Here is a 14,427-nt window from a genome sequence, read left to right on the forward strand (position 1 = left end):
TGAAGTTATTTCCAAATAATGTTTTAAAAATGCCATAGTATGGTGTTGTTGTATAGTGGCGAATGTTTATGTTTTGTGCATAAACGTAGACAATAGAAGATTGAAAGTTGAGGAATTATGGCCATTCATGTGATTCAAAGCCAACGCATTGATGTTTTGGTGCAAGGGCTTTTGCAAAATACCATTCGGCCATCCAAGAATCCTTTTGCAGTCTTGCAAACACAACATTTTATTGTCCCAAGTCCTGCGGTACAAGAATGGTTGAGCCAGCGTATTGCTGAACAACAAGGCATCAGTGCCAACAGTCAATTTCATCAACGTATTCGTGGTTTTCAGTGGTTTGCTTATCAGCAAGTTTTAGACGACAAAGACAAAGTCCGTAAAGCCAATATTCCGCGTTTGATTATGAAGTGGCGAATTTATCAAACGTTGAAAAGTTTTATTGAGCAGGATGAAAATAGCTTAGCCCAAGAGCATCCTTTGCATGGCATTATCCAGCGTATTTATGATGCAGCCTCGCAACTGGAACAAGGTTTAGAGAAGCAACTCAAAAAACAAAGTATGTTGTATTGGGTCTCTGAACAAGTGTCAAAATTGTTCAGTCACTACATGCTGTATCGTGGAGACTGTCAACGCGGTTGCCAACAGAACAATGGACAAGCATGTAGTTGCCCAAGCAATTGGCTAGGGCAGTGGGGACGTGGTCAAGCACTTGACCTCGAACAACAATTCTTTAAAACCAATCAACAAATTTCAGCATTTACTTTAAATCAAGCACAAGAGTTGGAAACTTGGCAACGTTGGTTGTGGCAACATACATTTCATGAAGATTTTATTGAAATGCAAAGTATTGATCATGATTTTTGGCAAATCATGGATGATGATGTACAACGCTCTCAAGCCTTAAAGAAATTACCCAGCCAGCTGATTATCTTTACTTTATTGGATTTACCACCAAGTCAATTACAGTTTTTAAGACGACTGGGACAATATTTGGATGTGGTGATTTTACATTACAACCCATCACAAGAATATTGGGCTGACAGTGTCGATCCAAACTGGAAAAAACAATATGATTTGCGGGTAAAGGCGCGTTTTGTCAGTAAGCATCCCAAAGCGACCGATGCAGATATTCAAAAGTTTTTTGATGAATTTACTTTGAATTTTAATGCGGAAATTCGTGAATCACGACATCCATTATTAACCCGTTTTGGTAAACAAGCCCGTGACCACTTTTCGATCTTGTCTAATCTGTCTTCAGGTGAAGAAGGGCAATGGGTGGATGCCTTTGTCGATGAAGAGCCGATTCATTTATTAAGCAAATTACAATCAGATATTCTGTATTTGGTTGAGCCTGAACCGCATGCTTATCCAATTGCCAAAACGGATGACTCAATTCAAATCCATGTGTGTCATTCGTCTTTACGACAGCTTGAAGTGTTAAAAGACCAGTTGGTTGCTTGGCTGATGAAAAGCACTACTGAACAACCACATCGCCCAAGTGATGTTTTGGTGTTAGTGCCCGATCTAAAACAAATTGAACCGCTTATTCGCAGTGTATTTCCGCATACACCAAACCAAGACAGTATTTATTTGCCAGTGAAGATTGCTGGTGTAACGCAACTGGATGCCAATAATGCTTGGCGTGCTGTTTTAGGCCGGATTCAATTGGTTGAAGGTCGTTTTAGCGTTGAGGATTTTGCAGATTGGTTAAGTTTAAATGCCACGCAATTACGTTACGCTCTGGATATTTCAAATACAGAAAGAATGATTGAGCTATTGATCAATGCTGGGTTTAAACGTGGTCTAGATGCACAACATTTACGACGATCTTTAAGTCAGGATGATGAAGATTTCCGTTTTAGTTTTAAGTTTGCTCTTGATCGTTTGGCTTTAGGTATTGCGATTCCAGAGCATACGATTTTTGAAAATACCCTAAGCTATGTCCAAATTTTGCAAAGTGATTTTGAGTTAGTGGCTAAACTGATTCAGATTTATCAAGATTTTGATGTGCGCCGTGACTGGATGATTGCGCATGAGTTGGGAAAAAATACCACGTTAAAATGCAATGTTGAGGCGTGGTTAAAACTGCTGATGCAAGACATTATTGAGTTTGAACAAGCCGGTGTTGAGTCGTTACAAGTCGTACGTGAAATTGTCAAAAAACAAGAGCGTATGCTGACTTTAGCCAGTTTTTATGATGAACATGCGCAACCCATTCTTAAAAATATTTATTTACCGTTACCTTATCTATTGAATGAAATTCACAATTTATTAGAAGGCCAAATCGATCAGGCTTTACCAACAGGTCAGATTACCTTTAGCCAAATTGGCCAGATTCGTCCTTTGCCTTATAAGTTGATCGTCCTGTTAAATTTGGATGGGGGTAAATTTCCAGATCGGAATGTACATTTGCCCTTTGATTTAATGCAAATTCTCAAGCCGCAATTGGGGGATCGTTCCCGTCTTGATGATGATCAAGGGGCTTTCCTCGATGCTTTGTTATTGGCGCAGGAAAATCTATGGTTATTCTATAATGGCTTTGATGTGAGTGATGGTGAAGTTCGTGAGCCATCCAGCGTGTTACAGGAATTGATCAACCATATTGCCCTGATTGCCCAATCTGAAACGGCATTATCTAGGGACAATAAAGATATCAGTCCTGTTGATCAGATGATTGAGCTGAAGGGGATTCAAGTCCCTGAACATTTGCAGTCTTTATATCATATTCACAGCTTACAACCTTTTGATCCAAATGGTTTTGAGTCAACCACACCGCTTCGTTTTCAAGATCAATGGTTCAATGTTGCACAACACATCCGTCAAGCGGAAATACTTGCTAAACGTGAGGCTTGGGCAAATACACAATATCCTGTTGTTCAAGATGAGCTCACTGTTTTGGATGCGCGACAGTGGATTCAAGATGTCACTTTCCCAGCACAGTTATATTTAAAAACTTTAGGCGTAGAGAATCTGCGCGCAGAAGATATTCCCGCAATGAACGAACCCTTAATTCTGGATGGTTTGGCACGTTATCAGATTCGAGATTTCTTGCAGAAACAATCGGCTCATTCTGCTGAAGACTCTTGGTCTCAAGAGATTGGATTACTGCAAAATCAATTACCGATTGGCAAGGTCCAGCACAGCGCATGGCAAATCAGTTTGGCGGAGCAAGACAGTTTAAAAGAGCGGTTACAGCGTTATGCTGCTGATGTGACGGTGACAACGCAACGGCAATGGCGAATTGACGCTGGTTTGGTTATGAATATCACAGTACCTCAGCAAGCAGGGCAGCATTGGGTGAGTTTGGATGCGTCAAGCGGTCGTGCTAAACGTCGTGCCAAAGTTTGGTTAGAATATTTACTTTGGTTAAGCTATTTAAATGTCGATGCTGAAAAGTCTAAAACGCTACAACGTATTGCGGTATTTAGTGATGTCACGATCATCAGTACTGGGTTATGTTCAGAACAGGCGAAAGCATATTTATTGCCGTGGTTTAAAGCATTTGCCTATGCCCAATCGGAACCTTTGGTTCTACCTGCTGCTTTGTTATTAAAGCCCGCTGAAAATAATAAGCAGTTGCAATGGTCACTCGGGACGGTTGAAGCTGGCTTAGCTGAACATAGTTTAAATGAACGTAGTTTAAATGCGGATACACAACATCATGTGGAAAGTATGTTGATCGATAACTTTGCAGATCTTTTAAATGAATGGAATAAAAGCGATGCGTTTCTACCTTATGATTTGACTGAAATGGAATGGAGTAAAAAGCATCGGGATTGGCAATTTATTTTGCAAGAACAAGATGCGACCGCATTGTTAAAACATGCCTGTGATCATTTTGGCTATGCGTTGTATCAGCCGATTTATCAGCATCAATTTGTTGCGGAGGAATAAACATGACTTCCGTAAATTCACAGTTACCGGCAGCACAAAACGGCACAGCCAAAAAAGTTTCGATTCAGCCGATTGAAGATATGCAATTTGCCGGATTGCACTGGATCGAAGCTTCAGCAGGTACAGGTAAAACCTATACGCTCTCAAGCTTGATGGTGCGGATTTTTTTAGAAAAATACTTACCGAGCCAAGTCATTGCAACCACATTTACCCGTAAAGCTGCGGCAGAATTGAAAACACGTATTCGCTTACGATTACAGGAAACATACCGCTATTTTGACTCATGTCGTGAATTAACCGAAGCGCAAGTCTTGACCAAAGCAGCCCAAGAGTCAGATCCATTATTTTCTAAAGTGTTAAAGATGTTTGCCTCACGGATTGCATATGCCTGTGAACGCTTGAAATTGGTGATTGATCAACTGGATGAACTTTTTGTCGGGACTTTAGACAGTTTTAGTCAGAAATTACTGCGTGAGTTTGCTTTTGAAAGTGGCAAAATTGAGCGGGCTGAAATTACTGATGATGCGAAAAGTTATAGTCAGCAATTGATTCATGATGTACTTCGTGCATGGATTCAAAAACAGCCCCAAGATATTGTGGATAGCTTGATGTTTGCGGGCGAGTTACATGGTGTCGATTATTATGTTGCAACGGTGGAACAAAGCTTAAATTTTGCCTCGGCAAATTTTATTGAGCCTAAATTTTCCAATGCAGATGTTCAGCTATTCCAACAGGCGATTGAACAGCTTGCCAAGATTCAACTGGATCAATTGCAGACTTTGCAAAGTTATTATTTATTGGATGGTGAGTTTTATAAATTTGCGAATGGGACAAAATTTAGAAATGATCGATTGAATCGTATTTTTGCCAAGAGCTTGCCGCGAATTATTCAAACCCTACAACAGCATGACTATAAGCATTATTTAAGTTCAAAGCTGAGTGCTGAAAAGTCCGACTTTGCAACCTTGATTAAGGTGATTCGGGAGCAGCAAATTTTTAAAAAAGCGGCACCTGAAAATGTACAATCCGATTTTTATCAACACACGCTTATTCAACAATTACTCAGTATTTATACGCAGATTGAGATATATGAAAATCAACTGCTTGGAACCAATACATTCTTAAAATACTATTTGGCAAAAGAAGTTAAAACACGTTTACCTCAAGTGTTACAGCAAAAGGGTGAAACCACCTTTGCACAACAAATTCGTACCCTTGCAGAGGCTTTGCAAGGTGAACAAGGCCAGCGTTTTGCGACCTTTGTACATGCGCGTTATCCACTGATTCTGGTCGATGAATTTCAGGACACCAACCAAGATCAAGATGATATGTTGGCACAAATTTGGCGGCATCCCAATCGTGTCAAACAGGGTTGTATGATTATGGTCGGAGACCGTAAACAGGCAATTTATGGTTTCCGTGGTGGGGACATGTTGACCTTTTTAAAAGCACATCAGGATGTGTTTGGTAAAGCAGGGCATGAATATAATCTGATTTTTAATCATCGCTCAGTCAAGCCTTTGGTTGAAGTGGTTGATGCCTTATTTCAACGCCAGATGGATTTTGGTGAACAGGTCTGGTATACCCCAGTACAAGCTGGTCCTCGTCCGCATCCCGATTTACTGGATCAAGGCCATGTCAATCCACAGCCTTTAAGGTGGATCAAGCTTGAAGATAAAAATCAAGAAGCTGAACAAGTGGCATGGAAAATTCGCGAGCTACTGAATCAGGGTATTCAAGGCAGTTTATATTTTATTGAAAAATCAGTGCATCGTGCAGTAGACGAAAATGATATCGCCATCCTCTCCAAAAACCATGATGGCTTAGATAAAGCACAATCCGCGCTGGATTTTTTAGGGATTCGAACCAGTCGCCCCTCGAAAAAAAGTGTCTTTGAAAGTCAGATTGCAGGTGATGTTGGGGCTGTGCTTGCTGCAATTTTGCATCCTTATCATGAAGCCAAAGTAAAACGAGCTTTGTTAAGCCGCCTGATCGGCTTTGATCTAAAAGCATTGATTGCCTTGGAACAGCATGCTGATGGTTTGAGTGTCTATATTGAACTGTTCGATCAGATTCGTGAGATGTGGCTCAATCAAGGGTTTTTAACAGCTTGGCAATATCTGCTTAACCAATTTTCTGTCTGGACAAAATTGGTGGAAAAACAAAGTCGTGACAATGAACGTGTGGTGGTGAATTTACGTCATTTAACAGAGTTATTGAGCCAGCACAGTGAAGACTATCAAGGTGCACAAAATCTTTATCATTGGTATTTAAAACAACTGACTTCACCGATGGAGAGAGAGTGGGAGATGGAACGGAAACTGTCCAATGAAGCAGGGGTTCAGTTGATGACCATTCACCAATCCAAAGGGCTTGAATTTAAGTTTGTGTTTTTATTGGGCGCTGATAAAGACTTTAAAGAGATCAATAAAACGCTGAATTTCTCGACGGTTGAACAGCTGAATGTACGAACAGGACAGAATGAACAACAGCGTGTGGTGGCGATCAATGATGCCAATCTACTTGATCAAAAAGACATTGAGCAGCACAATGAGCGCGCTTTAGCAGAACATCACCGGTTGTGGTATGTGGCATTGACCCGTGCCAGTTATCGGGTGTATGCAATGCTGAGTGATGTAAAGGAAAAATCTACAACAGGACTGGCATTTTGGCGCGGTCAAGGCGCAAATACGTTTCAGCATGCTGGAACTGCCATGCAAGCTTTATTGACCGAACGCCCACCACGTTTAGAAAAGGCTAAGAGCGATGTTCAATTGCCTTTACTTGCACAAGCCTTTCCTACTCAACGTTTTTATCCACGGGGTAAAACCAGTTTTAGTGCTTTGGCTCAGCATTTAACTCGGCAACAAATTCAGGATGCTTTGGCCGTTTCTGAACAAAAACAGGATCGAGCAGAAGATGAAATTCAACAAGCCATTGTTGAAATCATTACAGATGTGGTTCCTAGTCAACCGCTTGCATGGATCAAAGCCAATTTCCCAATGGGTACAATTGCAGGAAATTTCCTACATGAAATTTTTGAGCATATTGATTTTAAAGATACGCATTATTGGCGTTTGGAAATACGTCGTCGCTTTAAAAATGATTATTCAAGTTTATGGACGGAGTTACTGGAAAAATATCAGCAGGCTTTTCTCAACGACAATTCGAGTGAGGGCGTTTCTCAAACAGAACAGGCTGTAGAAGATACGCTGATTGATTGGATGGCTGAGTGGCTACAGGATGTTTTATCTACGCCGATTCTCAGTCATTTTAAAATGGGGCAACTTGAACCACATGAGCATTTAGCTGAGTTTCCATTTTATCTGGCCCTTTCAGATCGAGTTTTGGCAATTAAACGTATACATCAATTGTTTGATGAGCATGCCATTGCAATGCCTGAGTTTAAAGATGCCAATTCAGCACGTTATTTAAATGGGTCAATTGATTTGGTGTTTTTTGATGGTCAGCAATATCATATCGCCGATTATAAAAGTAATTTTTTGGGTGTAGATCAGCAAAGTTATTCATTTGAAGCTGTTCAGGACAGCATGTCGCATGCCAGTTATTGGCTACAGGCATCTTTGTATTTGGTGGCATTGCATCGTTATTTGAAAATCCAGCTCGAAGATTATCAAATTGATCGTGATCTGGGAGGCGCAACCTATTTGTATTTACGTGGTATGAATGGTCAAAGTGGACAAGGTTACTACTTCTGGCGACCCACGACGGAATTTATTTTAAGACTTGATGCCATATTGGGCTATTTTACTGAGGATAAATCCAGTTGAATCGTGTGAATAGTTGCTTGAACATCTTTGCAAACAATAAGTTATTCTGTGGATAACTCTGTTGAAAACCTTGTAGATAACTCTGAGGATAACCGTGTGGAAAATAAACAGGATTTAGAAAGCCAAGTCCCGCAATGGATTGAGACATGGAGTAAATACATTTTAGCGCAGTATTCCACAGCTTCAGGATTAGATGAACAGACACTTGAATTAGTGCAAGAAATTTTATTGGCAACCACACAAGGGGATAGCTGTATCTCCGCAGAGGCGCAAAACACCGCCTTATTAAAGCCATTGATTGTAGCGCATGATATTGAAGAACCTGATATTGTAGAACATGGTTTAGCTGAAACAGTGGTTGCACCATTTGTGCAACAGCATGGCTTGATTTATCTATACCGTTATTGGCAACTTGAGCGTCGTTTGGCGATACAAGTGGCACGGTTAAAACAGCAGAAGATTCAACATGTTGATGTTGTTGCATTTGATCAGCTTCTCACCGACCCACATCAAAAAGCTGCCTTAACTATGGTGGCAGGCAATGCTTTTAATATTATTACTGGCGGACCAGGTACAGGTAAAACCTATACCTTGGCTAGAATCATTGCAGTATTGCAGCAAACCATTCCTGATATTCGTATTGCAATGGCTGCACCGACAGGCAAAGCCGCACAGAGAATGGGGGAAGCATTACAAAAATCATTGAGTGATCCAAAACTACACAGTTTTGGACTGAACCAACATCAATTTAATCCCATGACCTTGCATCGGTTATTGGGCTTGGGAAATCAGCATATTCCTCGTTTTAATCTACGACAGCCATTGCCTTATGATGTGGTTGTGGTTGATGAAGCATCAATGCTAGATTTAAATTTAGCCACGATGTTGTTTGAGGCGATTCCTGAACATTGCCGTTTAATTCTTTTGGGTGATGCCAATCAGTTGGCTTCAGTGGATGTCGGTTCGGTGTTGGCAGATTTACAGAATGTACAATCATTACAGCACAATCGGGTCAATCTACAGACCAGTCAACGCTTTAAAGATGGTGCCTTAATTGGAAAAATGGCACAGTTTATTCAATCACAGAAAAATCAAAGTATAGACCGTGCAGAATTATTGGCGAATTTTGAGCAAGAGATTGTTGAGGTGAGTGCGCTTAAACCAGTTGAACTCAAAGCAAATATGCAAGATGTGATTCAGCTTGAATATCTGCCTGAAAAGATTTTGCCAGCAGATCTAATCCAGTATTACCAAAAACTCAGTTTAGGTTTTCAAGCTTATTTTCAAAGTTTAAACAGCTATCTGATGGCCGAAGAGCCTCATCATCAGATTGAAGCGGTGACACAAGCATTTGACCTATATCGTATTTTAACGGCTGTTCGGCATGGTGCATTGGGATTGAATAGCTTAAACCATGAAATGGAAAAAGCATTATTTGAATATCTTCCAACATTGGCTCGTTATGGTGACTGGTATGTTGGGCGCCCTGTGATGATGAGCTATAACGATTATCAACTTGGTCTTTCCAATGGAGATATTGGAATTTGTCTAAAACATCGCCAGCACGCTGATCAATTTGAAGTCTATTTCCCCAGTTTAGACAAATGGATTGCTGCAACGCGTTTGCCTAAATCGATGCAAACCGCTTTTGTTTTAACCATCCATAAGTCTCAGGGTTCAGAATTCACCCATACCGCCGTGGTTTTGGATGTTGCAGCAACACGTTTGTTGAGCCAAGAGTTGATTTATACCGCCATCACACGGGCCAAATCAGTGGTGAGTTTACTGGTTGATCGACAAGCATTTATCCACGCTTTAGACACTGCCACAACCAGAATGAGTGGATTGGTTAGCATGATTAACACGGCATAGTTATTTTGTAGTTTTTATTGATAGTTTATCTCTATGTACGAAATTGCTTACATGAATTCGAGAGATTTGCGCATAGAGCTTCTTGTTACTTTTTGAGATGATGAAGCCATAAAGAACTCAGCAAGGATCGTTGAGTAAAATCGCAAAATAATAACAATTTAAAGTCGTGAGACTGCGAACTTACATGAAAGTAAGTGATAAGAGGAAACTTACAGCCGCTAAGCCTTGTAGTTTTGGGAGAGACTACAGGGCTTTTTTATTGAAATTAAATTCTGAATTTTTTACTTCAAAGAGAATCAAATTATTTAAATTTAGTAGGTTTTTTTAAATGCTACAACCATTGCCTCTATGTACGTTATTTCTCACATAATCTTGCGGTAAATGCGACTTCTGTTCAATGTCTGTCACAGGCATAATAAGTCACATAAGGACATAATTGGTCACATGGTTGTGAAATAAGTGTCATGTACAAAAACAAAAACTGCTTAGGGTGCAAGCAAATACTATAAATAAGATAAGCACAATAACTAAACAAGAAACTACAGCGCAAAGGAAAAGCCCTAAGAGTAATCTTAGGGCTTTTTCATATTTTATCTGTTGCATTTAAACCAAAACCGCTGTTTAAACCGACAATTTAAACCAATTCGGTTTCTGTTCGATCTGTACCAAATAATGCTCGACGTTGTGTTTTAGGGATCTTAGGACACTGGCTAGAAATTTGATAAAGCGTTTGTGCCAGAGCAGGAATATGTGTTCCAACCACAGCTTTGCCTGTATTTAAAATACTGACACTAATATCACGCTCTGGATCAGCCCAGCAGAGAATGTTGGAAAAGCCTAAATGCCCAAAAGCTTGCCCCGTCATTGGCCCAAATATACCCACTGGGTTACTGCCGAGCATAGGCCCTAAGGCATAGCGCATTGGTGCAAGCAAGGTTCGGTCGATGTTGGTGGTTGATGTAGGCAAAGTTGCACGAAATACCGTTTCAGGACTCATGATTTGCTTGCCATTATATTGACCGCCATTCAATAACATCTCAAAGAAGCGATTGGCTTGTTCAGCACTGGTGTAAATATTGCCCGCAGGGCATACCGTATCCATAAAACGTGGATCATTGGTCACATCGACAGCAAGCTGTAAGCCACCACCGAGCACATGGTTTAAATATAAGTCTGTACCGAGTTTAGGGTGTACACCAGTCGGGTAATTTAAAGCAACTTGATCTCTATATTCTGGTTTTAAGCCATAGTTAAAAAACTGCATATCCATCGGTTTTTCAATATGTTCATGTAAAAACTGACGAATATCTTGTCCTGTTACCCGTTCAATCAATTCACCTAAAATATAGCCCGCAGTAACAGCATGATAAGCCAAATGTGTACCAGCAGGTGAAATGGGTTGTGCAGCGTAGAGGTGTTGTAAAATTTGATCTTTGTCAAAAAGCAGTTCTGGGGTGACTTCCATTTCTATCCGTGGAATTCCACCACGGTGAGACAATAAATGGAAAATTGTGGCACGGCGCTTGCCATTTTGTGCATATTCAGGAATGTAATAACTGATCGGATCTAATAGATTGATTGCACCTGTTTCATCTAACATGTGAATCAACATTGCTGTAATTATTTTTGATGCTGAAAATAAGCAAATCGGGGTGTCTGGATTGGCAAGTACTGCATCTGAAGCCAGACCATCGGCAGAATTACCAGATGCATAACCCAGACTACGATTGAGAATAATCTCGCCTTTGCGTCTTAAGCATATGGTGATCAGGGGATGGTTGCCTGTTTGATACAGGTTTTCAATACTTTGCCAAATCTTTTCAATTTGTTGTTGGGTCATCCCTCCCAGTTCTGGAGACACTTCATTTTTGCGCTGCGTGATACTGCTTAAGTCCTTGGGTACATAGCAGGTATTGGTTGAAAACAATTTCACAATCTTTTTCCATGATTATTTTTATTCCACGGCAGTGTGAACTGAGTTGAGCATAATGTCAGTGTCTCAATTGCCATGCGATTTGTAAAAAAAATGCAATAGTTTTGTAATTAAGCCTTATGGGATATGGTTGTACGATATTTTTGCAATCTCACCCCACTTCCTTTAAAATAGGCGACTGCTGTAGTGATGCACGGCAGTTAAATTGATTTTGAAGAATCAATTTGATTTGTATCAAATATTTAAATTAAGCATCTCGGAGAAATCGAATGGCTTTAACAAACGCAGATCGCGCAGAGATCGTTGCAAAATTCGCTCGTGCTGAAAATGACACTGGTTCACCTGAAGTACAAGTTGCTTTATTGACTGCTCAAATCAATGATTTGCAAGGTCACTTTAAAGAACACAAACACGACCATCATAGCCGTCGTGGTTTGATCCGTATGGTTAACCAACGTCGTAAGCTTCTTGACTATCTTAAAGGTAAAGATGCTACTCGTTACAGCGATTTGATTGCTGCTTTAGGTTTACGTCGTTAATTCGATTTAAACTTTTATTTTCGGATTATTGCATGCTGAATGCTGTACTGATGAAAACTAAAGTCTATCCAGTATTTACTGGATAAAAGGGAAGGGGCGAATATTCGCTCCTTCTTCGTGTTTAAAATTAGTCTAACTAAAGATTTATTGTCTAGTGAGGTCGGCTTCTAAGCTTTGTCATTTATGCGGTTGATGTGAATGCCAAACCTTAGGGGTCTCCACTAGAATAAAATTAGGAAACAAAAATACATGTCAATGTTTAATGTTATTCGTAAAGAATTTCAATATGGTCAACATCAAGTTGTACTAGAAACAGGTCGTGTTGCTCGTCAAGCAAACACGGTTCTTATTACAATGGGTGGCGTAACAGTACTGGTTGCTGTTGTTGCACAACCTACTGCTAAAGCGGGTCAAGACTTCTTCCCACTTACAGTTAACTATCAAGAAAAACAATATGCTGCGGGTCGTATCCCAGGTGGTTATGGTAAGCGTGAAGGCCGTGCTTCAGAAGCAGAAACTTTAATTTCTCGTTTAATTGACCGTCCAATTCGTCCGTTGTTCCCAGAAGGGTATTACAACGAGATCCAAGTTACTGCAACAGTTGTGTCTTCAGACAAAACTATGGACGCTGACATTGCTGCAATGTTAGGTACTTCTGCTGCACTTGCAATCGCAGGTACACCTTTCCGTGGTCCAATCGGTGGTGCGCGTGTTGGTTTGATCAATGGCGAATATGTCCTTAACCCAAATTTAGAACAACTTGCTCAATCTGACCTTGACCTTGTCGTTGCAGGTACAGAATCTGCAGTATTGATGGTTGAGTCTGAAGCAAAAGAACTTTCAGAAGACCAAATGTTAGGCGCTGTGCTTTTCGGTCATGACGAAATGCAAATTGCAATCCAAGCCATTAAAGAGTTTGCTGCTGCCGCTGGTGCAACAGAATCAACTTGGACTGCTCCAGTTAAAAACGAAGATCTTCGTGCAAAATTAAAAGACGCATTTGAAGCTAAAATCTCTGAAGCGTATACCATTGCTGTTAAGCATGACCGTTATGCTGCTTTAGATGCCCTTCAAGCTGAAGCAACTGCTCAATTCGTTCCTGAAAATGACGAAGCTGGTATTGCAGATGACTTAAACGAATTATTTGAAGATCTTAAATACCGTACTGTGCGTGACAACATCCTTTCAGGAAAACCACGTATCGATGGTCGTGATACTAAAACTGTTCGTGGATTAGACGTACAAGTGGGTGTGTTAGATCGTGCTCATGGTTCATCATTATTTACACGTGGTGAAACTCAGGCGTTGGTTACAACGACTTTGGGTAATACACGTGATGCGTTGATGGTTGATACCTTGTCTGGTACAAAAACTGACAACTTCATGTTGCATTACAACTTCCCTGCATATTCTGTAGGTGAAACAGGTCGTGAATCTGGTCCTAAGCGTCGTGAAATTGGTCATGGTCGTTTAGCACGTCGTGGTGTACAAGCTGTTCTTCCACCAGCTGATCGCTTCCCGTATGTGATTCGTATTGTATCTGACATTACTGAATCAAATGGTTCATCTTCAATGGCTTCTGTATGTGGTGCTTCATTATCACTTATGGATGCAGGTGTTCCTCTTAAAGCGCCAGTTGCGGGTATCGCAATGGGGCTAGTAAAAGAAGGTGAGCGTTTTGCTGTTCTTTCTGACATCTTAGGTGATGAAGATCACTTAGGTGATATGGACTTTAAAGTTGCTGGTTCTGCAAACGGTATTACTGCGCTTCAAATGGATATCAAAATCGAAGGTATCACAGAAGAAATTATGGAAGTTGCGTTGAATCAAGCGTATGCAGGTCGTATGCATATTCTTAATGCAATGAACCAAGTGATTTCACGTGCACGTCCTGAAATTTCTATGCATGCGCCAACATTCCAAGTGATCAATATCAATCCTGATAAGATCCGTGATGTGATTGGTAAAGGTGGTGCGACAATCCGTCAAATCACAGAAGAAACAAAAGCAGCGATTGATATCGAAGATAACGGTACTGTACGTGTATTTGGTGAAACCAAAGCGGCTGCTCAAGCTGCGATTGCAAAAATCCAAGCGCTTACTGCTGAAGTTGAACCAGGTAAAATCTATGCTGGTCGCGTAATTCGTATCGTTGAATTTGGAGCGTTTGTAAATATTATGCCAGGTACAGATGGTTTACTTCACATCTCGCAAATTTCAAACGAACGCGTTGCAAACGTGACTGATATCTTGGCTGAAGGTCAAGACGTTAAAGTTCAAGTTGCTGACGTAGACAACCGTGGTCGTATTAAATTAACCATGAAAGATGTAGACCAAGCATAATATTTGCAAGGTTTAAATCCTTTAGGGTTTGATTAAAATTTAATACAGAAAA

General features: G+C 40.5%; 6 protein-coding genes. 5 read left to right on the forward strand and 1 reads right to left on the reverse strand.

What is annotated here, in order from left to right:
- The first annotated feature begins 117 nt into the window (after positions 1-117).
- The 3 genes from L3V46_RS01675 to recD all read left to right on the forward strand — a co-directional run bounded on the left by L3V46_RS01675 (position 118) and on the right by recD (position 9,560).
- Positions 118-3,897, forward strand: coding sequence for an exodeoxyribonuclease V subunit gamma (locus L3V46_RS01675; RefSeq protein WP_239044785.1), 3,780 nt, complete (start codon positions 118-120; stop codon positions 3,895-3,897).
- A 2-nt stretch (positions 3,898-3,899) separates the two neighbouring features.
- Entirely contained in the window at positions 3,900-7,688 is a 3,789-nt protein-coding gene (locus L3V46_RS01680) for a UvrD-helicase domain-containing protein (protein WP_239044786.1), read from the forward strand.
- A gap of 96 nt (positions 7,689-7,784) precedes the next feature.
- Entirely contained in the window at positions 7,785-9,560 is a 1,776-nt protein-coding gene (gene recD, locus L3V46_RS01685; protein ID WP_239046742.1) for an exodeoxyribonuclease V subunit alpha, read from the forward strand.
- A gap of 634 nt (positions 9,561-10,194) precedes the next feature.
- Here the strand turns inward: recD and L3V46_RS01690 are convergent.
- Positions 10,195-11,493 (reverse strand): serine hydrolase, encoded by a 1,299-nt coding sequence (locus tag L3V46_RS01690; RefSeq protein ID WP_239044787.1) that lies wholly within the window; start codon positions 11,491-11,493, stop codon positions 10,195-10,197.
- A gap of 269 nt (positions 11,494-11,762) precedes the next feature.
- On the opposite strand from L3V46_RS01690, the gene rpsO reads away from it, so the two are divergent.
- Together rpsO and pnp are read left to right on the forward strand one after the other, a co-directional pair.
- Complete coding sequence (gene rpsO / locus L3V46_RS01695) at positions 11,763-12,032, forward strand: 30S ribosomal protein S15 (RefSeq protein WP_004725514.1); 270 nt, start codon at positions 11,763-11,765, stop codon at positions 12,030-12,032.
- Between the two features lie 255 nt (positions 12,033-12,287).
- Complete coding sequence (gene pnp / locus L3V46_RS01700; protein WP_171066865.1) at positions 12,288-14,375, forward strand: polyribonucleotide nucleotidyltransferase; 2,088 nt, start codon at positions 12,288-12,290, stop codon at positions 14,373-14,375.
- Positions 14,376-14,427: the final 52 nt, after the last annotated feature.

The sequence above is a fragment of the Acinetobacter sp. AG3 genome, assembly GCF_022343575.1.
In the GTDB taxonomy this organism is placed as follows: domain Bacteria; phylum Pseudomonadota; class Gammaproteobacteria; order Pseudomonadales; family Moraxellaceae; genus Acinetobacter; species Acinetobacter guillouiae.

Bases quoted from the DNA above. Each gene is read 5' to 3' on its own strand.
- L3V46_RS01675 (WP_239044785.1), top strand. From the start codon at position 118: ATGGCCATTCATGTGATTCAAAGCCAACGCATTGATGTTTTGGTGCAA.
- L3V46_RS01680 (WP_239044786.1), top strand. From the start codon at position 3,900: ATGACTTCCGTAAATTCACAGTTACCGGCAGCACAAAACGGCACAGCC.
- rpsO (WP_004725514.1), top strand. From the start codon at position 11,763: ATGGCTTTAACAAACGCAGATCGCGCAGAGATCGTTGCAAAATTCGCT.
- pnp (WP_171066865.1), top strand. From the start codon at position 12,288: ATGTTTAATGTTATTCGTAAAGAATTTCAATATGGTCAACATCAAGTT.